The sequence below is a fragment of the Pseudomonas sp. PS01299 genome (genome assembly GCF_029960145.1).
GTDB lineage: Bacteria > Pseudomonadota > Gammaproteobacteria > Pseudomonadales > Pseudomonadaceae > Aquipseudomonas > Aquipseudomonas putida_A.
Map to the genome: position 1 here is coordinate 1 of NZ_JASCPO010000061.1, position 22,527 is coordinate 22,527.

Annotated in this window: 25 protein-coding genes and 1 pseudogene; 16 read left to right on the forward strand and 10 right to left on the reverse strand. The window is 60.7% G+C overall.

Translation table 11 applies throughout. The annotated features are described in order from the left end of the window. The first annotated feature begins 124 nt into the window (after positions 1-124). Positions 125-493, forward strand: coding sequence for a DUF427 domain-containing protein (locus QMX91_RS13355; RefSeq protein WP_098964421.1), 369 nt, complete (start codon positions 125-127; stop codon positions 491-493). A 149-nt stretch (positions 494-642) separates the two neighbouring features. Here the strand turns inward: QMX91_RS13355 and QMX91_RS13360 are convergent, their stop codons facing one another. Both QMX91_RS13360 and QMX91_RS13365 read right to left on the reverse strand, forming a co-directional pair. Further along, a complete protein-coding gene (locus tag QMX91_RS13360) occupies positions 643-2,265 on the reverse strand; it encodes an MFS transporter (protein ID WP_027611735.1) in 1,623 nt (540 codons plus the stop codon). 127 nt (positions 2,266-2,392) lie between these two features. Further along, complete coding sequence (locus QMX91_RS13365) at positions 2,393-4,060, reverse strand: GMC family oxidoreductase N-terminal domain-containing protein (protein ID WP_282412854.1); 1,668 nt, start codon at positions 4,058-4,060, stop codon at positions 2,393-2,395. 133 nt (positions 4,061-4,193) lie between these two features. Here QMX91_RS13365 and QMX91_RS13370 point away from each other — a divergent pair, with 133 nt between their 5' ends. From QMX91_RS13370 to QMX91_RS13400, 7 genes and pseudogenes are all read left to right on the forward strand, one after another. After that, positions 4,194-5,078: a LysR family transcriptional regulator gene (locus QMX91_RS13370; RefSeq protein ID WP_098964419.1), complete on the forward strand. Its 885-nt coding sequence runs from the start codon at positions 4,194-4,196 to the stop codon at positions 5,076-5,078. Between the two features lie 113 nt (positions 5,079-5,191). Beyond that, positions 5,192-5,338, forward strand: a pseudogene (locus QMX91_RS13375) (LysR family transcriptional regulator); the annotation flags it as partial. Positions 5,339-5,523: 185 nt separating this feature from the next. Beyond that, positions 5,524-5,871 carry a metalloregulator ArsR/SmtB family transcription factor gene (locus QMX91_RS13380; RefSeq protein WP_098964418.1) on the forward strand — a complete coding sequence of 116 codons (348 nt, stop codon included), beginning with the start codon at positions 5,524-5,526 and terminating at the stop codon, positions 5,869-5,871. A gap of 25 nt (positions 5,872-5,896) precedes the next feature. Beyond that, positions 5,897-6,367, forward strand: a complete 471-nt coding sequence (locus QMX91_RS13385) for an arsenate reductase ArsC (RefSeq protein WP_098964417.1) — start codon at positions 5,897-5,899, stop codon at positions 6,365-6,367. A gap of 12 nt (positions 6,368-6,379) precedes the next feature. Beyond that, positions 6,380-7,078, forward strand: coding sequence for an arsenical resistance protein ArsH (gene arsH, locus QMX91_RS13390; protein WP_282412855.1), 699 nt, complete (start codon positions 6,380-6,382; stop codon positions 7,076-7,078). A 72-nt stretch (positions 7,079-7,150) separates the two neighbouring features. Then, positions 7,151-7,990: an AraC family transcriptional regulator gene (locus tag QMX91_RS13395; protein ID WP_282412856.1), complete on the forward strand. Its 840-nt coding sequence runs from the start codon at positions 7,151-7,153 to the stop codon at positions 7,988-7,990. Between the two features lie 68 nt (positions 7,991-8,058). After that, positions 8,059-8,637 (forward strand): LysE family translocator, encoded by a 579-nt coding sequence (locus QMX91_RS13400; protein ID WP_282412857.1) that lies wholly within the window; start codon positions 8,059-8,061, stop codon positions 8,635-8,637. Here the strand turns inward: QMX91_RS13400 and QMX91_RS13405 are convergent. Genes QMX91_RS13405 through QMX91_RS13435 form a run of 7 tightly spaced genes read right to left on the reverse strand, consistent with a single transcriptional unit; the run spans position 8,608 to position 14,929 of the window. Then, the gene (locus QMX91_RS13405) at positions 8,608-10,002 is read right to left on the reverse strand and encodes an ATP-binding protein (RefSeq protein WP_282412858.1); all 1,395 of its coding nucleotides are present in this window, start codon (positions 10,000-10,002) and stop codon (positions 8,608-8,610) included. The two genes, QMX91_RS13400 and QMX91_RS13405, sit on opposite strands and share 30 nt — an antisense overlap. Next, the gene (locus QMX91_RS13410) at positions 9,999-10,661 is read right to left on the reverse strand and encodes a response regulator (RefSeq protein ID WP_098964413.1); all 663 of its coding nucleotides are present in this window, start codon (positions 10,659-10,661) and stop codon (positions 9,999-10,001) included. Before QMX91_RS13410 ends, QMX91_RS13405 begins: the two co-directional genes overlap by 4 nt. Positions 10,662-10,672: 11 nt before the next feature. Then, complete coding sequence (locus tag QMX91_RS13415; protein WP_282412859.1) at positions 10,673-11,317, reverse strand: tetratricopeptide repeat protein; 645 nt, start codon at positions 11,315-11,317, stop codon at positions 10,673-10,675. Continuing rightward, positions 11,314-12,123, reverse strand: coding sequence for an SDR family oxidoreductase (locus tag QMX91_RS13420; protein ID WP_202369859.1), 810 nt, complete (start codon positions 12,121-12,123; stop codon positions 11,314-11,316). The genes QMX91_RS13415 and QMX91_RS13420 overlap by 4 nt, the downstream gene beginning before the upstream one ends. Further along, on the reverse strand, positions 12,110-12,784 hold the full coding sequence (locus QMX91_RS13425) for an iron-containing redox enzyme family protein (protein WP_282412860.1): 675 nt from the start codon (positions 12,782-12,784) through the stop codon (positions 12,110-12,112). The genes QMX91_RS13420 and QMX91_RS13425 overlap by 14 nt, the downstream gene beginning before the upstream one ends. Beyond that, on the reverse strand, positions 12,781-14,262 hold the full coding sequence (locus tag QMX91_RS13430) for an AMP-binding protein (RefSeq protein ID WP_282412861.1): 1,482 nt from the start codon (positions 14,260-14,262) through the stop codon (positions 12,781-12,783). The genes QMX91_RS13425 and QMX91_RS13430 overlap by 4 nt, the downstream gene beginning before the upstream one ends. Next, positions 14,252-14,929 (reverse strand): thermostable hemolysin, encoded by a 678-nt coding sequence (locus tag QMX91_RS13435; protein WP_098964408.1) that lies wholly within the window; start codon positions 14,927-14,929, stop codon positions 14,252-14,254. The genes QMX91_RS13430 and QMX91_RS13435 overlap by 11 nt, the downstream gene beginning before the upstream one ends. A 207-nt stretch (positions 14,930-15,136) precedes the next feature. Between QMX91_RS13435 and QMX91_RS13440 the strand changes: the two genes are divergently transcribed. The 5 genes from QMX91_RS13440 (at position 15,137) to QMX91_RS13460 (ending at position 18,542) form a co-directional block, all read left to right on the forward strand. Continuing rightward, positions 15,137-15,685, forward strand: coding sequence for a cytochrome b (locus QMX91_RS13440; protein WP_098964407.1), 549 nt, complete (start codon positions 15,137-15,139; stop codon positions 15,683-15,685). Between the two features lie 189 nt (positions 15,686-15,874). After that, on the forward strand, positions 15,875-16,786 hold the full coding sequence (locus tag QMX91_RS13445; protein WP_282412862.1) for a sel1 repeat family protein: 912 nt from the start codon (positions 15,875-15,877) through the stop codon (positions 16,784-16,786). A 64-nt stretch (positions 16,787-16,850) separates the two neighbouring features. Continuing rightward, positions 16,851-17,729, forward strand: a complete 879-nt coding sequence (locus tag QMX91_RS13450) for a sel1 repeat family protein (protein ID WP_282412863.1) — start codon at positions 16,851-16,853, stop codon at positions 17,727-17,729. A gap of 107 nt (positions 17,730-17,836) precedes the next feature. After that, positions 17,837-18,049 (forward strand): DUF4287 domain-containing protein, encoded by a 213-nt coding sequence (locus QMX91_RS13455; RefSeq protein WP_064587993.1) that lies wholly within the window; start codon positions 17,837-17,839, stop codon positions 18,047-18,049. Between the two features lie 13 nt (positions 18,050-18,062). Further along, complete coding sequence (locus QMX91_RS13460; RefSeq protein ID WP_282412864.1) at positions 18,063-18,542, forward strand: GNAT family protein; 480 nt, start codon at positions 18,063-18,065, stop codon at positions 18,540-18,542. A gap of 239 nt (positions 18,543-18,781) precedes the next feature. On the opposite strand, the gene QMX91_RS13465 is transcribed toward QMX91_RS13460, so the two are convergent. Beyond that, a complete protein-coding gene (locus QMX91_RS13465) occupies positions 18,782-19,321 on the reverse strand; it encodes a thioesterase family protein (RefSeq protein ID WP_027611744.1) in 540 nt (179 codons plus the stop codon). Positions 19,322-19,824: 503 nt separating this feature from the next. On the opposite strand from QMX91_RS13465, the gene QMX91_RS13470 reads away from it, so the two are divergent. The 3 genes from QMX91_RS13470 to QMX91_RS13480 all read left to right on the forward strand — a co-directional run bounded on the left by QMX91_RS13470 (position 19,825) and on the right by QMX91_RS13480 (position 22,522). Further along, entirely contained in the window at positions 19,825-20,187 is a 363-nt protein-coding gene (locus QMX91_RS13470; protein ID WP_282412865.1) for a DUF6124 family protein, read from the forward strand. Between the two features lie 140 nt (positions 20,188-20,327). Beyond that, on the forward strand, positions 20,328-21,869 hold the full coding sequence (locus QMX91_RS13475; RefSeq protein WP_282412866.1) for a DUF2235 domain-containing protein: 1,542 nt from the start codon (positions 20,328-20,330) through the stop codon (positions 21,867-21,869). Further along, entirely contained in the window at positions 21,869-22,522 is a 654-nt protein-coding gene (locus QMX91_RS13480) for a DUF2931 family protein (protein WP_097090296.1), read from the forward strand. The genes QMX91_RS13475 and QMX91_RS13480 overlap by 1 nt, the downstream gene beginning before the upstream one ends. Positions 22,523-22,527 lie beyond the last annotated feature (5 nt).

The following is a 22,527-nucleotide window of genomic DNA, read 5'->3' on the forward strand; positions in this document are numbered from 1 at the left end:
GCAGACCCAAATCCGGAAATCGCGTTATACCTGATGCAGCGCGATTTCCGGATTTGGGTCTGCTATGCAGCCCAGCGGGAGCAAGCTCCCTCGCCACAGTTCATTTGTCCCTGGAGAAACCCCAATGAGCACCACCGGCCTCAATCCCGTCATCACCCTCGAAGAACTCCCCGGTTGCCTGCTGGTGAAGTTCCACGGCATCCAGGTCGCGGCGTCCTCTCACGTGCTGGTTCTCCATGAAGCCAACTACCCGCCGGTGTACTACGTGCCCCGCGAGGACATCGACGAGAAATACTTCGCCCGCACCGACCACACCAGTTACTGCCCGTACAAGGGCGATGCCAATTACTTCAGCCTGCAAGTGCCGGGGCATGAGGGGGCGAATGCGGTGTGGACGTACGAGAAACCGAAGATCTCGGTCGATGCGATCAAGAACTATGTGGCGTTTTATCCGGATCAGGTGAAGTTCGAGGTGATCAAGGCTGACGCTTAGTTACTGGAGGAAGAGATTTAATTGTGGCGAGGGGATTTATCCCCGATGGACTACGCAGTAGTCCCATTTTTCACAGGGGGCGCTACGCACCCCATCGGGGATAAATCCCCTCGCCACAGGTTTTTTTACCAAAGGATCATGTTTCAGATTCAGTTCTTATCGAGATCGATATTCTTCGTCTCCCGCAGACAAATCATCCCCACCACCAGGCTCACCCCGGTAATCAGCACCGGGTACCACAGCCCATAGAAAATATCCCCGGTGTACACCACCAGCGCGAACGACACCGTTGGCAGGAAACCGCCGAACCAGCCGTTGCCGATGTGATACGGCAGGGACATCGAGGTGTAGCGGATGCGGGTCGGGAACAGTTCGACCATCAGCGCCGCGAGCGGGCCGTAGCACATGGCCGAGATGATGATCAGTGCGACGATCAGCGCCACGATCATCGGTTTGTTGATCTGTTGCAGGTCGGCCTGTTGCGGGTAGCCGGCGAGGGTCACCGCGCCGCGCAGGGCCGATTCGTCGTAGCCGTCGATTTTCACGTCGCCGACGCTCACCTGCACGCCGCTGCCCGCCGGGGCGGCGACGCTGGAGTAGGGCAGGCCCTGCTTGACCAGGAAGGTCTTGACCTTGTCGCACGGGCTGTCGAATTTGGCCTTGCCCACCGGGTCGAACTGGAAGGTGCAGGTGGCCGGATCGGCCAGCACGGTGATCGGCGCCTGACGGCTGGCCTGATCGATAGCCGGGTTGGCGTAATGCGCCAGGGATTTGAAGATCGGGAAGTACAGCGCAGTGGCCAGCAGCAGCCCGAGCATCAGCACTGGTTTGCGTCCAACCTTGTCCGACAGCCAGCCGAAAATGATGAAGAACGGCGCACCGATCACCACACTGATGATCAGCAGGCTGTTGGCCACCGCCGGGTCCATTTTCAGGAACTGGGTGAGGAAGAACAGCACGTAGAACTGCGCAGCGTAAAAGGTCACCGCTTGCCCGGCGTTGATGCTGAACAGCGCGATCAGCACGACCTTGAGGTTCTCCCATTTGCCGAAGGATTCGCGGATCGGCGCTTTCGAGGCTTTGCCTTCCTCTTTCATTTTCAGGTACGCCGGCGACTCGTGCAGGCTCAGGCGGATCCAGGTGGAAATGCCTAGCAGCACGATCGACAGCAGGAACGGAATACGCCAACCCCAGACTTCAAACTGATCGCCAGTGAAGTAGCGGCAACCGAGCACCACCAGCAGCGACAGCAGCAGGCCGAGGGTTGCAGTGGATTGAATCCAGCTGGTGTGGAAGCCGCGTTTGCCGATCGGCGCGTGTTCCGCCACATAGGTCGCGGCGCCGCCGTATTCACCGCCCAGGGCCAGACCCTGAAGCATGCGCAGCACCACCAGAATGATCGGCGCGGCAATGCCGATGCTGGCGTAGGTCGGCAGCAGGCCGACGCAGAACGTGGCGATCCCCATCAGAATGATGGTCGCGAGGAAGGTGTATTTGCGCCCGATCATGTCCCCCAACCGACCGAACACCAGCGCCCCGAACGGCCGCACGATAAACCCGGCGGCAAAGGCCATCAGCGCGAAGATGAACGCCGTGGTGTCGTTGACCCCGGCGAAAAACTGCTTGCTGATCACCGCCGCGAGGGCGCCGTAGAGGAAGAAGTCATACCACTCGAACACCGTCCCCAGAGACGAGGCGAAGATGACTTTCTGCGTGGCGTTGCTGGTGCTGGCGCCGCTCGCGGCGTCCAGCGGCTGAGCGTGTTCTGACATGTCGGTATCCCTCACAGTGATTGTTTTTGTTGTTCCACTGGTGTTGCGTGTCCGGGTACTGCGTGATGCCTTGAATCTGCTGTTGATTCCTGTGGGAGGGGGCTTGCTCCCGAAGGGGCCGTGTCAGTCAAATCATGGGTGAATGACACTCCGCTTTCGCGAGCAAGCCCGCTCCCACACTGGGGCTGTGAACAGGTCCTGAAAGGATCAACTGCGCCGCCTTCTCGGCAATCATCAGCGTAGGCGAACAGGTGTTGCCTGAGGTGATGCGCGGCATGATCGAGGCGTCGGCGATGCGCAGGCCGGGCACGCCATGCACGCGCAATTGCGCGTCGACCACCGCGTCAGCGTCACTGCCCATGCGACAGGTGCCGACCGGATGGAAAATCGTCGTACCGATGCGCGCCGCCGCTTCGTGCAATTGCTCCTCGCTTTGCAGGCTGTCGCCGGGCAGATATTCCACCGGTTTGAACGCTTGCAGGGCCGGGGCGCTGACGATGCGGCGGGTCAGGCGGATCGCGTCGGCGGCCACGCGCAGGTCTTCAGGATGGCTGAGGTAATTGGGTTGAATCAGCGGTGCTTCCTGCGGGTCTGCCGAACGGATGTCGATGCGGCCACGGCTCTGCGGACGCAGATCACACACCGACGCGGTGAACGCCGGAAAGCTGTGCAGCGGCTCGCCAAAACGCTCCAGCGACAGCGGCTGCACGTGATACTCAAGGTTGGCGGAAGTCTGCTCCGGCCCGGATCGGGCAAACGCTCCGAGCTGACTCGGCGCCATCGACAGCGGCCCGCTGCGGTCATACAGATAACGCAGGCCCATGCCCATCTTGCCCCAGACGCTGCCGGCGATCTGATTCAGGGTTCGAGCGTTCTGCAGTTTGTAGATCAGGCGCAGTTGCAGGTGATCCTGCAGATTGCCGCCGACCCCCGGCAGCTCATGAATCACCCCGATGCCGAGGCGTTCCAGTAACGGACGCGGGCCGATCCCGGAGCGTTGCAGAATGCTCGGCGAACCCACGGCGCCAGCGCAGAGGACGATTTCCTTGCGCGCCTTGAAGCTTTTCACCTGGCCTTCGTGACGCGCGCTGACTTTTGAAGCACGGCCGTTTTCCAGCAGCACCCGATCCACTTCAACCCCGGTCAGCACCGTCAGATTGGTCCGCTCGCGAACAGGTTTGAGAAAAGCCTTGGCCGCGTTCCAGCGCACTCCTGATTTCTGGTTGACCTGAAAGTAGCCGCAACCCTCGTTGTCGCCCTGGTTGAAGTCGTCGATGCTGGCGATGCCGCTCTGTTCGGCGGCACTGCGAAACGCGTCGAGAATCGGCCATGACAGCCGCTGTTGCTCGACCCGCCATTCACCCTTGGCACCATGAAATTCAGCGGCGCCGGCAAAATGGTTTTCGCTCTGTTTGAACAGTGGCAGCACGTCGTTCCAGGCCCAGCCCGGATTGCCCTCGGCGGCCCAGCCGTCGTAGTCACCAGCCTGGCCGCGCATGTAGATCATGCCGTTGATCGAGGAGCAGCCACCGAGCACTTTGCCGCGTGGGTAGCTCAGGCTGCGACCTTGCAGGCCGGGTTGCGCTTCGGTCTTGAAGCACCAGTCTGTGCGCGGGTTGCCGATGCAGAACAGGTAACCCACGGGGATGTGAATCCACGCATAGTTGTCGCGTCCGCCGGCTTCGAGCAGCAACACCCGCTGCTGTTTGTCTGCCGACAGTCGATTGGCCAGCAGGCATCCGGCGGGGCCGGCGCCGACCACGATGTAGTCGTATTCTTCAAGGGAAGTCTGCATTCCCTGACCTCGCTTTTTGTTTTTATTGTCGGACACTCTAGTTGTTAGCTTTCGTTAAAAGAATGTTAGTTTTTGCGCAGCCGCTGTGCGTTTTCAAACAGCCCGGATTGACCATAGCTGACAAGGACACCCCATGTTCGACTGGAATGACCTGCGGTTCTTTCTTGAGTTGCAACGCAGCGGCCGCCTGCTCACCGCTGCCCGGCGCTTGAACACTACTCACGCCACCGTGGCCCGACACATCGAGGCCATCGAAAAAAGCCTCGGCACCGCGCTGTTCGTCCAGCACGCCCAGGGCTATGAAATGACCCCGGCAGGCGAGGCGCTGCTCAAGCACGCTGAAGCCATGGAGAACGTCGCGCTGCTGGCCCAGGAAGAAATCACCCAGTCCACCGCACCGCTGGGCAAGATCCGTGTCGGCGTCACCGAAGGGCTGGGCATCAAGTTTCTCGCCAGCCGGATGATCGGCCTGTTCGAACGTTATCCGGGGCTGGAAGTGGAACTGGTCGCCGTGCCGCGCTTCGTCAGCATCCTCAACCGCGAGGCGGAAATCAGCATTCATCTGGAGCGCCCCGCGGCGGACATGCTGGTCACGCGCAAACTCACCGACTATCGATTGGCGCTCTACGCCAGCCAACGCTACCTCGACAACGCACCGCCGTTGCGCAGCCGCGAAGACCTCGCGCGGCATGCGTGGATCGGTTATGTCGATGATTTGCTGTTCAGTCAGGAACTGATGTTCCTCAACAGCTTCTGCCGCAGCCCGCGCGTGGTGTTCCATAGCACCAGCGTCATCGCCCAGCAGGAAGCGGCGCGCTCGGGATTGGGCATTGCGGTGTTGCCTTGCTACATGGCCGCGTCGGATCCGGATCTGGTGGCGTTATTGCCGGATGACAGCATCGAGCGCAGTTACTGGATCAGTACCCGGCGCGAGCTGCACAAGTCGGTGCGGCTGCGGGTGGTCTGGGATTATGTCGTCGGCCTTTGCGAGGCGGAGCAGGAGCTGTTGCGCGGATAGTCCCGCCCCGCACAAATCCCCTTGTGGGAGCGGGCTTGCTCGCGAAGGCGGTATGTCTGTGAAGTAGATATCGACTGACACTACGCCTTCGCGAGCAAGCTCGCTCCCACAGGGTTCTGCGGTTGCTGCCGGATGACAGCATCGAGCGCAGTTACTGGATCAGCACCCGGCGAGAGTTGCACAGGTCGGTGCGGCTGCGGGTGGTCTGGGATTATGTCGTCGGTCTTTGCGAGGCGGAGCAAGGCCTGTTGCGCGGCTGATCCTGCCCACACAATTCCCTTGTAGGAGTGAGCCTGCTCGCGATAGCGGTGTATCAGGCGACTTCTGCTTCACAGTCATGCCGCTATCGCGAGCAGGCTCACTCCTACAAGGGATCGCATCTGGGGTTGAATAATATATGGATATCCGTATATTCGGTTTTCCATATGTTCGAGCCCGCCCCCCCATGCTCACCCCCACTGAACTGTTCAAAAGCCTGGCCGATGAAACCCGTGCCCGCGCCACCTTGCTGATTGCCGAGCAGGGTGAGCTGTGTGTCTGCGAGCTGATGTGCGCCCTCGACGACAGCCAGCCGAAAATCAGCCGCCACCTCGCGCAACTGCGCAGCAATGGGTTGTTGCTCGATCGCCGTCAGGGTCAGTGGGTCTATTACCGGCTCAACCCGGATCTGCCGGATTGGGTTCACCAGATCCTCAAGGTCACGGCCACGGCCAACGCCGATTGGCTCAAGGACAATGCCTGTCGCCTGCACAACATGGACGGCCGTCCTGCCCGCGAAACCGCGTGCTGCTGAACTTCAAATAACCCCGGAGCTATCCATGCGTGTCCTGTTCATGTGCACGGCCAACAGTTGCCGCAGCATCCTTTCCGAAGCCATGTTCAATCATCTGGCACGCGAGGGTTTCGAGGCGGTGAGCGCCGGCAGTTTCCCAAAAGGCCAGGTGTTGCCGCGCAGCCTGACGACGCTGCAACAGGCCGGTATTTCCATCGACGGTTTGTACAGCAAAGGCAACGACGCCTTTGAAGGCAACCCGCCGGACATCGTCATCACTGTCTGCGACAAGGCAGCGGGCGAAACCTGCCCGGTGTACTTCGGCCCGGCGATCAAATGTCATTGGGGGCTGGAAGATCCCTCTGATGTGAGCGGTGACGAGGCCGCAGTGGATGCGGCGTTCCGTGCCACGCTGGCGATCATCGAGCGCCGCTGCGCAACCTTCCTCGGTCTTCCTTTCAAATCACTCAGCCGCGTTGAGCTTCAGCGCGAACTGGATCGCATCGGCTCCCTCTGAGCCGGAGGACGTATGTCAGAGCACCTGCCCAATCTTGATCACAGCCTGTTCGAAGGCCGGATCACATCACCTTCGCACGAACACAAACCGCGCATCCTGCTGCTCTACGGCTCGACCCGCGAACGCTCCTTCAGCCGTCTGCTGGTGGAGGAGGCCGCACGCTTGCTGGAGCACTTCGGTGCCGAGACGCGCATCTTCAATCCGTCCGGTTTGCCGTTGCCTGACGACGCCCCGGTCGACCTTCCGAAAGTCCAGGAACTGCGCGAGCTGGTGCTGTGGTCGGAAGGTCAGGTCTGGTGTTCGCCGGAACGCCACGGCGCGATGTCGGCGGTGTTCAAGGCACAGATCGACTGGATTCCGCTGGAGCTCGGCGCGGTGCGTCCGACCCAGGGCAAAACCCTCGCGGTGATGCAGGTCTGCGGCGGTTCGCAGTCGTTCAACGTGGTCAATCAACTGCGCGTGCTGGGGCGCTGGATGCGCATGTTCACCATCCCCAATCAGTCTTCGGTGCCCAAGGCGTTCACGGAATTCGATGAGGCGGGGCGGATGAAACCGTCAGCGTTTTATGACCGCGTGGTTGATGTGATGGAAGAGCTGGTGAAGTTCACCGTGCTGCTGCGCGAGCGCCAGGATTTTCTGGTGGATCGCTATTCCGAGCGCAAGGAAAGTGCCGAGCAACTGATGGCGCGGGTCAATCAACGCTCGATCTGAAATGCACAAACCTTCTAGCCTCAACCCGCCAATTGTGGATTACTGACCCCAGCCCACCACTGTACGCACGCCATGAGCAACTGGATCGACCTTGCCCGCGACCGGGAGACCGGCATCGAAACCCTGCACGCGCATTTCGCCGGGCACGCGCATGCCTACGATCCGCACTGGCACGAAACCTACCTGATCGGCTTCACCGAGCAAGGCGTGCAGCGCTTCAACAGCCGTCGGGCGCGGCACGACAGCACGCCGGGCAAGGTCTTCATGCTGGAACCCGGCGACATCCATGACGGCGATGCGCCGAGCCCGGACGGTTTCACCTATCGCATGCTCTATCTGCAACCGGCATGGCTGGAGCAAGCGCTGGACGGTTTGCATCTGGGCAGTTACGGCAGCGGCTTGCCGGGAATCGGCAGTGTGCTCAACGATGATCCCGAACTGGCCCGGGCCACCTTGTTTGCCTTCAATGCGCTGCATCAGCAGGACGTGCGCATGGTGCGCGATGTGGCGCTGGATGCCTTGCTCGAACGACTGGCGATTCATCTGTACCGGCGACCGCAACCGACCGCTGCCAACCACGCGCCATTGCTCGCCCGGCAGGCACGCGATTACCTGGTGACCTACCACGAACAGGACATCAGCCTGCAAACCCTGGCCGACGTCTGCGGCACCGACCGCTTTCGTCTGACGCGCGCGTTCAAGGCTGCCTATGGTCTGGCGCCACACGCGTGGCTGATCCAGCTGCGTCTGAGCCGTGGCCGGCAGATGCTCGCCGCCGGCATGCAGCCAGTGGAAGTCGCCAGCCGCCTCGGCTTCGCCGACCAGAGCCATCTGGGCCGCTGGTTCGTGCGCGCCTACGGCATCACGCCGGGCGCCTATCAGCAGCGCGCCATCGGCACCTTGCGCCGCTGAACAAACGTTCAAGACCACCACGCTGCTCAGCCATCACAGTAGGCCCTGACTTTCTACAGGGCCGTGCCATGCTTGCGTTCATCCTCTTTGCCTTCGTTGCCTCGATCACCCCGGGGCCGACCAACCTGATCGTCCTCAGCACCAGCGCCCGACGCGGCTGGCGGCCGTGCCTGCCGATCATTCTCGGTGCGGGGGCGGGCGCCGCTTCGTTGGTGTGGGTGGCCGGCGCTGGCGCCAGTACGCTGATGCTGCCCGGTGTGCGCCCGGTGATCAGTGCGCTGGGGATGGGCTGGATGCTGTGGCTGGCGTGGCAGATTTTCACCGCGCCGGCCACCGCCATCGATCCCACTGCCGGCGAGGAAAAAGCCGAACTGAGCTTGCTCGGCGCCGCGCTGTTGCAATGGGTCAACCCCAAGTCGTGGATGATGTCGATTGCGGTGATCAGCGTATTTACCGCGCAAGGGCAGGGCTTGAACGCGTTGTGCCTGGCGTTCTTTCTGGTGTCGTTGCCGTGTCTGGCGCTGTGGGCGTTGCTCGGTCGCGGTGCGGCGCGCTGGTTGAGCAATCCGGCGCAGTTGCAGTGGCTGAACCGGATTCTGGCGGTGTTGCTGGTGGTGTCATCCGCCGCTGCGTTGCTGCACAACTGAGCCAAGAGGCATCGACAAGGTGGCGCGCAAGCCGCCCTCAGGCCGGTTGACCAAGGTAATCCGCCCGCCCAGACGCAATGCGATGGTGTTGACGATGGTCAGCCCCAAGCCCGCACCTTGTGTGTTGCCGCGGCTGTAAAAGCGTTCGAACAGACGCGCCCGATCCGCTTCGTCTATTCCCGGGCCCTGATCCTCCACGCTCAGCAGGCACCAGCCCTCGGCCTGGCTCAGTTTGACCGTGATCACGCCGTGCTCCGGCGAGAAGTTGGCGGCGTTGGTGATCAGGTTGCCCAAGGCGATGTCGATTGCAGCGGTGCTGGCCATGACGTGGAACGGTTGTTCGCCGTCCTCGAAGGCCAGTTCCAGGTGTTTGCTCAACAGCCACGGCGTCAGTTGCACGAGGCTGTTGCGCACGGTTTCGCTGAGGTCGATGCGTTGCAGCGGCGGCGGGTTGGATTTCGGTTCGAGGCGGGCCATGGTCAGCAACTGGTTGACCAGACGGCTGGTGCGGTCGACGCCGGAAATCAGAAACTGCAACGACTCGCGGCGCTCCTGTTCGGTACCGGCCTCCAGCAGGTTTTGCGCATGCACCCGCAGCACCGCCAGTGGCGTGCGCATCTCGTGGGCGGCGTCGGCGATAAACCGTCGTTCGCGGCCAAGTACCTCCTGAATCTGCGCGAGCATGCGGTTGAGCGCCGCCTGCATCGGTTCCAGTTCGCTGGGCAACGGCGTCAGTTGCAGTGGCTCCAGCGAGCCGCTGTGTCGGGCGCGCAAGGTTTGCGCCATGTTCGCCAAGGGCCTGAGTCCCCAGCCGATCGCCAGCCAGACCATCGCCGCGAGTATCAGGCTGCCGAGCACGTTCGGCCACAGCGTGTGGCGCACGATGCGATCAACCAGATCGGCGCGCACATCATCGCGTTCGCCGACCCAGATGCGCAGACCGTTCTGCGGGTCTTCGAGCATGAAGGCGCGCCAGTGACGGTTGTTCAAGTCGACCACATCGCTGAAGCCCGGCTTCGTCGGCGGGGCGGTGAACGACGGGGCACTGGCGGTGTGCACCAGCACCTCGTTTTTCGGGTTCCACACCTGGAAGGCGATCTTGCTTTCGTAAGGATGGCCGTCGACGCGTGGCTTGGCTTCGCCGAGCGCCTGATTGAACGCCTGATACAACTGCGAGTGATCCTTGCTCGCCAGCGGCATGCGCATCACGCCTTGCAGCAGGCGAGCGTTTTGCGCCAGTTGCGCGTCGTAGACTTCGGCGATTTCGTGGTTGCTGTCGTGCAGGTTGAACACGCTGAGCACCGCAAGACCGGCGAGCAACAGCCCGATGATCAGCGTCAGCGTACGGCGACGAATCGAGGTCATCGACGCTCCTCCACCAGATAACCCACACCGCGAATGGTGCGGATCAGGTCGGTGGAGAATTTTTTGCGCAGGTGATGGATGTGCACTTCCAGGGTGTTGCTCTCGGCTTCTTCGTTCCAGCCGTAAAGCAACTGGATCAGTTGGTCGCGGGTCATCACCCGGCCCGGCGGCGAGAGCAATTCATGCAGCAACTGATACTCCTTGGGCGTCAGCGCGACAGGTTGACCCTGATAGCTGACCTGCTGGGTGCCGGGGTTGAGGCTGATCCCGGCGTGTTCGATCAGCGCCTGGGCGCGCCCGGCACTGCGACGCAACAAGGCGCGCAGGCGTGCCTTGAACTCATTGAGGTCGAAGGGTTTGACCAGATAGTCGTCGGCGCCGGCGTCCAGCCCGGCGATGCGGTCTTCGGTGGCATCGCGCGCGGTGAGGATCAGCACCGGCAGGTTCGAACCGCTGTCGCGCAGACGACGCAGCACTTCGAGGCCGTCCATGCGCGGCAGGCCCAGATCGAGTACGGCAACGTCAAAGGTTTCACTGAGCAGCGCATGCAACGCGCTGCTGCCATCCTTCAACCAATCGACGGTGTAGCCCTCGCGCCCCAATGCCTGATGAATGCCTTCACCGAGGGCTACGTCATCCTCAATCAGTAATAAACGCACGCGGGCTCCTGTCAGTCGAGTTTCTTGTTCACGTCCACCAGCAGGGCGGCGATCTCTTTGCGGCGCCCGGCGTCAGCGGTTTCCCGGCCCGGGCGCGGGGCGGCCTGCTGGGCCTTGAGCAGCGCGACCCTGGCTTCAGCGTAGCGCTTCTGACGGTAGAGGTGATCGCCCCAGAAGTACAGACTGTCGATGCCCTCCGGATTCAGTTGCAGCGCTTGCTTGAGCAGTTGCTCGGCCTTGTCGCTGTCGCCGAAACCGATCGGCCAGCCCGGGACGCGATCATACAGCGCGGCGAGGCTGGTGTAGGCCGAGCCTTGCAAGGCTTTGGGGTCGAGCGTCAGGGCTTTTTCCAGATCGGCCTTGGCGTCCTTGGCCTTGCCCAATGCACCGATTCCGCCCTGAGCGCCGGCCCAACTGCTGGTGACGATGCCTTTCCAGATCCACGCTTCGGCCACTGCCGGACGCTGGGTGGTAAAGGCAGTGGCTTCGGACGACAACTGCTCGAACGCGGCGGCGCGCTGTTTTTCTGCCACTTCATATTGGATGTGCGCCCAGCTCTGCTGGATGCCATTGAGGCGTTGTTGATCGGCAGGTTCCAGCGCCCAGACGCTTTGGCTGAGGGCGGCGAGCAACAGGCATACGGAAAGTCTTTTCATGATTTTGGCGGCTCGTTGTCAGGTTTCTCACTGAGGCGGCGAATCAGCGGCAACTGCTTGCGCAGGCCTCGATCCACCAGATGTGGCAGCAGATTGTTCAGGCGTACGAAGAAGCGCTCCGGCCAGCCCAGATACAGGTCGCGGCGGTCGCCGGCGATCGCGTGGATCACCGCCGAGGCGACGGTTTGCGGGTCATCGACGTTGGCCTTGAGCGCATCGTTCAAGGCTTGCGCCGCCGCACTGTTCATCGACGTGCGCGTGGCCCGGGGCGCGACGTAAAGCACGTTGACCCGGGTGTCGGCCAGTTCGCGGCGCAGCGCTTCGGAGAATCCGCGCAGGGCGAACTTGGTCGCGCAATAACTGGCGTAACCGGGGTAGCCGATCGAGCCGTAAGTGGAACCGACGTTGACCACCATCGCGCTGTCGGCCTGTTTGAGCAGTGGCAGCAGCAGTTTGGTCAGGCACATCGGTGCGCTGATGTTCACCGCGAGCATCGCGTTGATGTCGCTGTCATCCAGCTGTTCAAGCATGGCGAAGTGGTTGACCCCGGCCGCGTTGATCAGCAGGTTGATGCCGCCAATGGCTTCGGCGGCGGCCAGCACTTTGCGCCGGTCGCTGAGGAAGGTCAGGTCGGCGGCGACCCAGCACAGCGAATTCGGGTAGCGCTCAAGCAACGGCGCCAGCGCCTGCTCATGCCGCGCCACCGCCAATACCTGGGCGCCGGCGGCGCACAAGGCCTCGGCAATCGCCATGCCGATGCCGCCACTGGCGCCGGTCAACACCACCCGCGCATCACGCAGCTGCATGTTGAGCCTCCGCGTCACGTGGCAGGCCACGGAACATGTCGGTGTATAGGCGATAGACGACTTTCGAGGCGTGGATCACCGCTGCCTGATCCTCTGGATCTTCCAGCTGATTCATCAAGCGGCGATAGGTTTGCATGTGCTCGATGTCCAGTGAACCGTGCGAGCTGAGGTAGCTGAACGCGGTGTCCGGCAGCGCCAGACGTTCGCGAATGCTGCCCGCCGCATGGGTGGCCAGGGCGATGCTGGTGCCTTCAAGCACATTGACCATGCCGAATAGGCCCACCGGATTGCCTCGGGCGATCAAGTCGTAGAGGAAACTGACCATCAATTCGATCGGCAGCGATGGCTGCCCGTCGCGCACCGCGTTGCGATCACCGCCACACGCGGCAATATCGTTGAGCACCCACTGTTCATGGCCGTATTCGTCTTCGATGTATTCGCAGACGGCTTTGCGCAGCCACTCCAGCCGTGTCGGCAGGCGCGCGCCGCAGGCCATCATCAACGGCACGGTGTGACGCACGTGGTAATACGCCTGAGCCAGAAATGCCCGATAGCTTTCCAGGCTGACCTTGCCTTGCAGGGCATCGAGGATGATCGGCAGGTTGAACAACTCGTGGCGTTCCTGCTGCGTGGCTTCTTGCAGGGTGTCGAAAAAATTCATGATGCGGACTCCTCGGAAACAGCGGATTCAGTCAATTGGGCGTGGTACAGCGCGACAATCGCCTCGCGGCGTGGCCGACCATTGGCGGTCAGCAGGCCATTGGCGGCGGTGAACGGTTGCAGCAGGCGCGTCCAGCGGTGCACCTGGGCGTAATCGGGCAAGGCTTCGTTGGCTTCGGCGACCGCTGCCGCCAGCTCCGCGTCGCTGCAATCGGCACGGTGCGGCCAGAGCAAGGCATGGTTGTGCGGCAGAGCCTCGCCGTAGACGAAGGCCTGGGCGATATGGCGGCGCTGGGTCAGTTCCGACTCGACCCATTCCGGGTTGACGTTGCGCCCGAAACTGGTGACGAACTGGTGCTTCTTGCGGCCCTTGAGGTAGAGGAAACCTTCGGGGTCGAACTCGCCCAGATCGCCGCTCGGCCACCATTCATCAGCGTATGGCGCGTCCCCCAGATAACCGAGCAGCGCCGAGCCCTTGATCAGTACTTCGCCGTCTTCGGCCAAGCGCACTTCAACGTGCGGCAGCGGCTGGCCGACGCTACCCGGACGCCGCGCGCCGGGGCGATTGAGGCACACCACCGAGGCGCATTCGGACAAGCCATAACCTTCGAAAACCGGCAGGCCGACACGCTGTGCGCGATGCAGCAAGTCCTCCGAGACCCGCGCACCACCGACGGCGGCGAAACGCAGTTTTTGTGGATCGAAGGCTTTCTGTTCGGCAGCGCTGACCAACATCAGCAACAGTTGCGGCACCAGAATCAGACTCTCCGGCGCACGTCCGGCCAGATAACCCAGCAGGTGCGGTACATCGACGCCGCTGGCGCCCTGGATGCCCAAGGTTTTCTGGCTCGGCAGACTCAGCGTCGCACCGGCGTACAGCGCGGCGTAGCAGCCGAGGTTTTCCAGCAGAATCGCCAGCGGCAACAACGCCAGATGATGCTGTGGATCGGTGGATTTGCTCGCTTGATCCAGCTCGCGCGCCACACGCAGCAAACTGTTGGCGCTCAGGCACACGCCTTTCGGTGTGCCGGTGGTGCCGGAGGTGAAGGTCAGTTTGGCGGTGCCGGCTGGCAGGCGACTTGGGCCATCGAACGTGCGGCACCAGAACTCACCATGCTTCTCGTAACCGGCGGCGAGCAGTTCGGCGTCCAGCTCCGGTTCGGCAATCACCCGTTCGGCCTGGCTCTGTTCCAGACAATGGGCACGTTGCGCGGAGCTGAAAAACGCCGGCAGCGTCACGCAGGTCAAGCCCTCGAACAACACGGCCAGATCCCACAGCATCGCATCGACGCCGTTATCCAGTGCCAAGGCGATCACCTGCGCCTGTTCATCGCGCAGGCGCTCCTGGCGATACAGCACCTCGGCGTAAACAGTGGCGTAATCGAGTTTCAGCGTATCGCCCCACAGCGCGGTGCTGTTGTCATTGCGCCGGGCATGGTCGCGCAGGGTTTCCTGGAAGCGTTGCAGTTCAAGCGACATGGCAGGCTCCTTCAATCGAGGTCGGCAGGCCCAATCGAGTGAACAGGCCGATATTGCGCAAATGGATGAAGCCGGCGCGGATGTTGCCGACGTGCACCCACGGCTTGCTTTCGTAATAACTGCCCCAGTGTTGACGCTCGTCACCCAGGCGATCCGGGTCGGCGGCGCATAATGTCACTGGCTTCAGACCGAGCCGATGGAAGCTGTTGACCAGCCCGATGTTGCCGGTGAACGTCACCCATTCCAGGCCGCCCATGGCCAGCAGGTAGGTGATGGCGATGATGCTCATGCGGGCGCTGCCGGTGTCGCTGGCGGCGAGGTTGCCGACTTCGACGATGCCAGTGCGATCCACCGGACGATCCGCTGCAGCGCTGATCAACGGTTCGATCGGTTCATCCAGATAGCGCTCGAGAAACAGCGGCTCTTGATGTGCACGACGTACACCAGCCACCGCACACAGCTCACCGTCGCCGTTGTGCATGCCGAACAGCTCGGGCATAAAGTGCCGAATGTCGGCGCCGTGGGCTTTGCGAAAACGCTGCTGGATGAAAGCTTCGAAAGTCTCTCGCAGCGCGTCGTCGGGCAAGGCGCCGGTCAACGTCATCTGCGGCGTTTCGGCTTGACCGAAGCGCAGGGGAAGGGGAATGTTCCAGTCGAAATCGGGCATGGGCAGAACGCCTCCCTCAATGATTTGAGCGCAGTATCGGAGGCGTTTCTTAACGAAGTCTGAAGGTGAAAAAAGGTTAATCAACGGGCAATCTTCAGATTGTCTTAAGACTGCAAGGGCAGGGTGGCACCGTCGGTTCGCCCTGCAACCGGATCGAGACTGTCGAACGAATCGACCGTCACTCACGACAATCACGAGGCGCTTCTTATGACCCGCGACACCGCCGTAACCCGTTATGGAAAACTCTCAATCACCCTGCACTGGCTGATGCTGGCGTTGTTTGTCGGCGTCTATGCCTGTGTTGAAATCAAGGGCTTCATGCCCAAGGGCAGCGAAGCGCGCGGCCTGCTAATGGGCTTCCATGGCCTGTTCGGAGCGAGCATTTTCGTGCTGGTGTGGGTGCGTCTCCTCGGCCGCTTGAGCCCACGCCCGCCGATCACTCCGAAGCCGCCAGCCTGGCAGACCGGCATCTCGCACCTGATGCACCTGGCGTTGTACGTGCTGATGATCGCCACGCCGATCCTCGCCTGGCTGATGCTCGCCGCAGCCGACAAACCGTTCCCGTACTTCGGCTTCCACGTCCCGGCACCGGTGGCGATCGACCCGGACTTCGCCAAACAGCTCAAGTACTGGCATGAAACGCTGGGCAGCGCCGGCTACTGGCTGATCGGCCTGCACGCGGCGGCGGGGCTGTTTCACCACTACTGGGTGCGGGATAACACGCTGGTGCGGATGTTGCCGGGGCGCACGGAATAACCTTGATCTACCTGTAGGAGTGAGCCTGCTCGCGATAGCGGTAGACCCGTCAGCACGGATGTCGACTGAACAGACGCCATCGCGAGCAGGCTCACTCCTACAAGTTTTGTGGTGTGTTCAAGTGATCGACGCTTCAGGTTTTGCACCTGCCTGCCGATGAAATCTGCACGATTTTAACGGATGCCGTTCATGAACAAGGTTGTTGCTCTACTGGCGCTCACCGCCCTCATTGCAGGCTGCAAAACCAACAGCGCTTATACCCAGGTCGCAGATTTTCCCGCTCTGCGTTGCTTCGCCTACTGGGACGATAAAGCCATCACCTCGCTGGAAGTCAGCTACATCCGCGACCTGAGTCAGAGCGGTAACCTGCCGTGCACGATCATGCTGGGCAACCTGTACGAGAAGGGGCGCGGTGTACCGCAGGACTTTTCCAAAGCCAAGGCCCTCTATCAATCCGTAGCCGGTAAAGACGCCAGCGCCTACGGTCAACTTGGGCGCATGGCTGAAGAAGGCATCGGCGGGCCGGTCAATGACACCGATGCGCGGCAGTTTTATCAGCGTGCCGTGAGCAAGCCCGAGCAGCAGCGCAGTGAAGCCAAACTGGCCAAATACATGGAGGACGGGCGCGGTGGTCCGCAGGATCTGCAAGGCGCGCTGACGCATTACTTCAACGCCACGCAGTATCTCGGTGATGACGCGTGGCAAGGCATCGAACGCCTGCGCGCCAAAGGCTTGCCTCTGACGATCGAGCAGCAACAGCGCTACAACAATCTCTTTGTCAGCAGCGTGCAAAGCGGCCTCAAGAAACGCATCACCGCCATAGAGAAGTCTCTGGAGAACAACGTCAATCCGACGTCTGCCAGCAAGCCAGTGCAGGTACAGCTGGAGTACACCCCGGGCGCATCGGCCCCGGTGGTTTCGATACGGCAAAGCTCGGGCGACACCGCGCTTGATCAAAGAGTGATGCAAGGCTTCAGCGATTATCGCTTTCCCGGTGACCCGATCATGCCACCGGGCCAGAAGAGCTATCAGGCGATCCCGATCGTCAGGACCGACGGCAAGAGTCCGCGGCAGAGATTTGACGAGAGCAGAAAGAACTGAGTCTTCCCTCGATTGAATCAGCTCCAACCGTGGCACCTTAAATCGATATGAACGGATGACCCTCATGAACAAGGCAGTTGCTATTCTGGCCCTCACGATCCTCGTTGCAGGCTGCAAAACCACTCCACCCACTCCTCAGGAAGCAAGTCTCACCGGCACTCGCTGCCTGCTGTTCGCCAAGGTGAGTGACCTTTCCGCCGATCGCGTCGACTACATCCTCGACGCCAGCAACAACGGCAACCTCAACTGCAAGCTTGCGCTCGGCGCTTTTTATGAGTTTGGTCGTGGCGGTTTATCGGCGGATGTGCGCAAGGCGCGCTCCCTGTATGAGTCTGTCGCTACGGTGGACGGCGCCGGTTATGAGCAACTGGCGCGCATGGCCGAGGAGGGCCGCGGGCAGGCGCCCGACGCTGTCGAGGCGCGACGGCTTTATCAGTTGGCGCTCGCACACCGAGAAAGCTTCAACAGTGAGTTCGCGCTGGCCCGGTTGATGGAAGAGGGCCGAGGTGGCCCGCAAGACCTGTCCGGGGCGCTGACGCATTACCTCAACGCCACCCAGCAAATCGATGACCAGGCGTGGGCCGGTGTGCAGCGGGTCCGCGCCCAGGGGTTGACCCTGACTGCCGAACAGACACAGCGCTACAACGAAAAATGGTACGACGCTGTTAGCACCAGTCTCGCAAGTACGGTGTACGACACCGAGTTGCTGTTGAACAGACAGATCAAACCCGGCACCGCGAGTAAACCGGTCACGTTGGAGGCGAAAGGCAAACCCGGTTCGCTGGTGCCGCAACTCACCTTGGTCGAAAGTTCTGGCAATCACGACGTGGACCAGGCCGTACTCAAGGCCCTCAGCGAATACCGCTATCCCGCGCTGCCGATCCTCAAAGCAGGGCAGGAATCGTGGTCATCCGAATTCCCGGTGAAGGTCGGCGTGAACTGATCGGGCTGGCCGGGCCACTTGCCGGAACAGCGTCCCGCGTCCACTCTATGACCTGCCGACAAGGAGCGTCCGCCGACCCTCCGTCGTGACCCAAGGGAGCTGGCAGCATGAGCGAAGACAACAAGGTAAAAGGCCCGGCGTCGTACTTTCCCGCTATCGAAAAGAAATACGGCCAGCCTATCGAGCACTGGCTGAACCTGCTCGCCGGCATCACCGACAAGAAGCACATGGAGCTGGTGGCGTGGCTCAAGGAGGAACACGGCATGGGCCACGGTCATGCCAACGCCTTGGTTGCGCATCATCTGACGGTTAAAAAGTGAGGGCAGGGCAGCGATGAATTTCTCCCACCGGCCAGTGACGGCCGACGACGTCAACACCCTCTGCAGCTTTCCGCAAGGCGAACAAGAGCTGTTCTTCATGTTCCCGAAAGCGAGCTTCCCGCTGACGGAAGAGCAGATGCACACCGCGATCAGCCAGCGCTTCGACTCCACGGCATTTCTGGCCAACGGCGAGTTCGTCGGTTTCGCCAACTTCTACCGTGCCGAGCACGACGGCGTCTGCTGCATCGGCAACGTCATCGTCGCGCCTTACGCCCGTGGTCAGGGCGTCGCTCGCTACATCGTCGAAACCATGACTGCTGTCGGCTTTGAAAAGTATCAGGCCAGGGAAGTGCAGCTGTCCTGCTTCAACGAAAACACGGCGGGGTTGCTGCTTTACCCGAAACTCGGCTTCGTCCCGTTCTCCATCGAAGAACGCGCGGCGCCGGGCGGCAGACGCGCAGCCCTGATCAACATGACCCGCCACCGACAATAGCCATCCCCCAATCCCTGTGGGAGCCGGGCTCGCCCGCGATGGCGTCCGCCCGGCCAAACGCCCTCCCGAGCCTTGCGCAGAACCTGTGGGAGCTAGCCTGCTAGCGAAGACGCCAGCCCAGTCAAAACGAGTTCCCGAGCCTGACCGCGAAGCTGTGGGAGCAGGCTTGCTCGCGAAGACGCCAGCCCAAACGACACCGTACTGCATCCATAAACACGATCATCCAGGCACCCGATGACTCAAACCTCCTCACCCCTAAGCTGACGGCTCATCAGATCACAACTCGCCGACCACGACGTCAACCACTCCGGCATCTCGGGCGACTGTTCAGGCAATCCCAACTCCCTGACAAACTCACCCGGCGCAATCGTGCCTTTCGCCGAACGAAACAGCCCACGCATGACCACCACGCCGATCACCCGTCCCTTGCTCACGAAGCGATGCTCCATGAAGCTCCATTTGTCGTCCCAGCCAAGCATCCGGCTGTGAATTTCAAACGCTTCAAACAGCTTCAGCTCACGCCGAAACTTACCCCAGGTATCGCCAACGATTGGCAACGCTTTAGCACGCAGCGCCACCCGGAACGCGCCACTGCGCAACACAAAATCCATGCGCCCGACATCAGCCAGGGTGAAGTAGCGACCATTGGTGACGTGCCGATTCAAATCGAGATCCAGCGGCCACACGCGCATGCGGATCACGGTGGATTCCAGCGCATTGACCGGCTTGCGCCACGGTCGGCGAAAAAGCATGCAGAGCAGTCGAAACCACAAATTCATCAGTACGTCAGCCAGTTGAAAAGAGCGCTGCACTCTAGCGAGCCGGGCGATGGCGAGGTAGGTGCGTAAATGACTTTTTTGGACGGAACAGTGCATTCCGATCATTGCGGGGTGGGTGCTGGATCGGTAGCCCGATCAACCGGCGGATAAACAGGAAACAATCGGGATGTTTATATGAAGCCTGCGGTTACCACCGAAGCCCTACAACGCCTTGCGCCATCGCCTACGAGTACGCCAGAATCCGCCGGCTTGTGCGTCTAGGGCGCGGGTTCTATCGTCTGTCGGTCGCTGAAAAACAGTGATCGGGTTTGGTAGCCCGCCATAACTAGTCGCATTGCGCACCGTTCGCAGACCTCATCAGGTCGTTGCTCAATGGTGGCCATGCGCAGGACACCTTCGGGTGTGCCGGGTCCTAGTTACCGGTCTACCAACCCGCGTGTGGCCGCCACCCTTCGTTTGGTAGCGAAGGTGAAGGCTCCTCTTCAATAACTAGGAGTTTCACCATGATCAAACCAACACCCAACCCGCCAGAAACCGACCTCGCATCGCCCTACGAATCCCTCGATTCGAAAAAACTCCACGAAGCCGCCGAACGCGCCCTCGACCATTACCTGTCCCCGGCCACCCAAATCATGGCCTGCCCGCACAAACCTGAACCCATGTACCTCGCCAACCCGAAGTGCGACACCGAATCCCTGCTCGCCAACGCCAGCGAAAGCCTCGGCTCCGCCAGCGAAATGCTCAACAACTTCGCCGCCACGCTCGACACCTCCCACCGCAAAACCGCACTGGGCATCGCCCAGGTCGTCATACTCGGCGAACTCGCCGTAAACCAGGCCCTCGACAACGTCGAAATCGCCCACTGACCTCCCCGGTGCGACGAGCCCAAACCCTCGCCGCACCCAGCAATTTCAACCGAGCTGGCACAGAGCCACGCCTTGCGCCTCCAAGCCTCGGCTGTCACCCTTCGGCCCGTTCTTCAAGGATCAGAACAAGGAATCAAGGATTGAGTGGCTACGTTCCCAACCCCCCGAAAAACTACCGCTACGAAGAAGCCAAACCCGTCGATATTCATGCCCAGCGTTGGGCTGAGTATGAGAAGCACGGGAAAGAGCCTGCGCGCGAGCCCGAGAAAATCGGGATTGCGTTGAGGATTGGGGTTTTCTTTGATGGTACTGGTAACAATGCGAACAACACGGCGGCAGGGTTGCTGTGTGGTGCGCAGCATCCGATTGCGCCGCAGGATATTCCTGCGAGTTGCATGCCCTACATGAGTGATCCGGATAGCAGTTACGGCAACGATGTCAGCAATGTGAAAAAGCTGAGCGAACTGTATGAGGCGCCGCGACGCGCTGAGGGGGAGGGGCCACGAAAGAAAGCTTCCGGTATGGTCTACGTCGAAGGCATAGGCACCCGTTCAGGTGAAGAGGACAGTAAATTCGGCGCCGGTACAGGACGCGGCGAAACCGGTGTTGCCGGGCGCGTCCAATCTTCTTTCGTGTTGATCGAACAGCGTATCACTGAGGTATTGGATAAAAATCCCGATAGTGAAATTACTTCGTTGACCTTCGACACTTTTGGCTTCAGTCGCGGTGCGGCAGCCGCCAGACATTTCGCCAATGAAATCGTGCGTGGCAGACAAGGCCCTTTGGGCGAGATTCTCCGCAGTAAGTCCGATGCCTTCAGTTCGACCTTTGTCGATCAATACAACAGCGACATCAACATGGGCTTCATTGGGTTGTTCGACACTGTACCGTCGATTGCTGGATGGTCCAATTTAGGCAACATCAAAAGTGCAGTCGCAACGGGGATCAAACTCTACCTCGACCGACGTTATTTCACCGACGTTGTGCAGTTGGCTGCGCGGGACGAATGCAGGGCTAACTTTGCTCTCAATCGAGTAGCGTTGGATCATCCGGAAATTGTCTTGCCAGGAGTGCATTCTGATGTGGGCGGGGGTTACCTCGAGGAGGCTGAAGAATGCGTGCTCGTTAGCCCAATGCAAACGCTAGAAGTGGGTAACTACGCGGATGTCACTACCACATCGATCTATCAGGATGCGGTCAATGTGAGAAATCAGTGGTTAGCCAACGGCTGGCCTTCCGAAATGCTGGAAATAGTTACTCCAGCTCCATTACTGATGCCGATCAGTCCTCAGGATCGACTGAGTCCTCGAGTCAAACGAGTCTATGCCGCCGTTCAACTCAAACGTCCGGTGAGTGGATTACTGTCGAGAGTGAGCCTGCGCGTGATGCATCAACTCGCCAAAGCTAAAGGCGTTCGCTTCGAAGATATTCCCCAGACGCCTGGCTTCTTCGTTCCTGAAGAACTCCAGCCTATGTGCGATCGTTTCGTCTCCGGCGACTACCGCACCACCCCCGAGGAGGAGCAAATGCTCAAGCTCAAGTACATTCACACATCTGCCAACTGGAATCATCCGCTTGGCAGGAGAGATGGAAGTGGTCTCAGAGCTGTTTACATTAACGCCCCCACGGAAGATGCAATCCGGGTAAAACACCCTCACGTACCTGACTGGACGCTTTGGTAATGAAGTTATTTGCAGCCCTGCTGTGCACGCTTTTTGTGGCCGGTTGTAATGCCGATCCGCTTTCAGCAAAGAACGACCCTAAATCTCCATGGTGGGAACTCGGTTTTACCGAACCTGACTACATGAAGGTCTGGGTTGAAGACAGCGCCGTGGAAGACATAAAGGGCAAGACGTTTCTACGCACTGGCGGTGGAATCGCATCGGGCGGGCAGCCTGAAGACGGTACAGAATCGGCCCGAGGTTGGGACGGAGTGGGTGCATCTGCCAAAGCAGTAGTAGGCGCTGATCTCCCAAAACGAATTTTTGTTCGCTGGCAGTCCATCGTGGAGCCTCAGACCTATCGCGCATGGGTGGACATACCCGAAGAAGCCAGACAATTGATGCTGACCTCGGTCAACCAGCGCTGTGCGAAAACCCCGGACCAGAAAGCTACCTATATATCTTCGGTCTACCTGGGATTGGCTCCCGGAGGTGTCGTACAAGTGTGGGTTAGAGACTCCTGCCACCATCCAGTCAAAGTGGCTAAAGCCCAAGCTGAAATCGAACCGCTAGGACCAAGCCAAGGTAAAACCCAAGGGCGTTACGCTTATCCTGTCAGTGAAAAGTCCAAGCGATATATCGAGAAATTCGGCATCCCTTACGGGAGTTGGTAAGCGGT

Bases quoted from the DNA above. Each gene is read 5' to 3' on its own strand.
- QMX91_RS13420 (WP_202369859.1), bottom strand. From the start codon at position 12,123: ATGCAGCTGCGTGATGCGCGGGTGGTGTTGACCGGCGCCAGTGGCGGC.
- QMX91_RS13415 (WP_282412859.1), bottom strand. From the start codon at position 11,317: ATGAAAAGACTTTCCGTATGCCTGTTGCTCGCCGCCCTCAGCCAAAGC.
- QMX91_RS13370 (WP_098964419.1), top strand. From the start codon at position 4,194: ATGTTCGACTGGAATGACCTGCGGTTCTTTCTTGAGTTGCAACGCAGC.
- QMX91_RS13385 (WP_098964417.1), top strand. From the start codon at position 5,897: ATGCGTGTCCTGTTCATGTGCACGGCCAACAGTTGCCGCAGCATCCTT.
- QMX91_RS13470 (WP_282412865.1), top strand. From the start codon at position 19,825: ATGATCAAACCAACACCCAACCCGCCAGAAACCGACCTCGCATCGCCC.
- QMX91_RS13445 (WP_282412862.1), top strand. From the start codon at position 15,875: ATGAACAAGGTTGTTGCTCTACTGGCGCTCACCGCCCTCATTGCAGGC.
- QMX91_RS13440 (WP_098964407.1), top strand. From the start codon at position 15,137: ATGACCCGCGACACCGCCGTAACCCGTTATGGAAAACTCTCAATCACC.
- QMX91_RS13355 (WP_098964421.1), top strand. From the start codon at position 125: ATGAGCACCACCGGCCTCAATCCCGTCATCACCCTCGAAGAACTCCCC.
- QMX91_RS13365 (WP_282412854.1), bottom strand. From the start codon at position 4,060: ATGCAGACTTCCCTTGAAGAATACGACTACATCGTGGTCGGCGCCGGC.
- QMX91_RS13435 (WP_098964408.1), bottom strand. From the start codon at position 14,929: ATGCCCGATTTCGACTGGAACATTCCCCTTCCCCTGCGCTTCGGTCAA.
- QMX91_RS13450 (WP_282412863.1), top strand. From the start codon at position 16,851: ATGAACAAGGCAGTTGCTATTCTGGCCCTCACGATCCTCGTTGCAGGC.
- QMX91_RS13430 (WP_282412861.1), bottom strand. From the start codon at position 14,262: ATGTCGCTTGAACTGCAACGCTTCCAGGAAACCCTGCGCGACCATGCC.
- QMX91_RS13380 (WP_098964418.1), top strand. From the start codon at position 5,524: ATGCTCACCCCCACTGAACTGTTCAAAAGCCTGGCCGATGAAACCCGT.
- QMX91_RS13395 (WP_282412856.1), top strand. From the start codon at position 7,151: ATGAGCAACTGGATCGACCTTGCCCGCGACCGGGAGACCGGCATCGAA.
- QMX91_RS13455 (WP_064587993.1), top strand. From the start codon at position 17,837: ATGAGCGAAGACAACAAGGTAAAAGGCCCGGCGTCGTACTTTCCCGCT.
- QMX91_RS13465 (WP_027611744.1), bottom strand. From the start codon at position 19,321: ATGAATTTGTGGTTTCGACTGCTCTGCATGCTTTTTCGCCGACCGTGG.
- QMX91_RS13400 (WP_282412857.1), top strand. From the start codon at position 8,059: ATGCTTGCGTTCATCCTCTTTGCCTTCGTTGCCTCGATCACCCCGGGG.
- QMX91_RS13480 (WP_097090296.1), top strand. From the start codon at position 21,869: ATGAAGTTATTTGCAGCCCTGCTGTGCACGCTTTTTGTGGCCGGTTGT.
- arsH (WP_282412855.1), top strand. From the start codon at position 6,380: ATGTCAGAGCACCTGCCCAATCTTGATCACAGCCTGTTCGAAGGCCGG.
- QMX91_RS13425 (WP_282412860.1), bottom strand. From the start codon at position 12,784: ATGAATTTTTTCGACACCCTGCAAGAAGCCACGCAGCAGGAACGCCAC.
- QMX91_RS13405 (WP_282412858.1), bottom strand. From the start codon at position 10,002: ATGACCTCGATTCGTCGCCGTACGCTGACGCTGATCATCGGGCTGTTG.
- QMX91_RS13360 (WP_027611735.1), bottom strand. From the start codon at position 2,265: ATGTCAGAACACGCTCAGCCGCTGGACGCCGCGAGCGGCGCCAGCACC.
- QMX91_RS13460 (WP_282412864.1), top strand. From the start codon at position 18,063: ATGAATTTCTCCCACCGGCCAGTGACGGCCGACGACGTCAACACCCTC.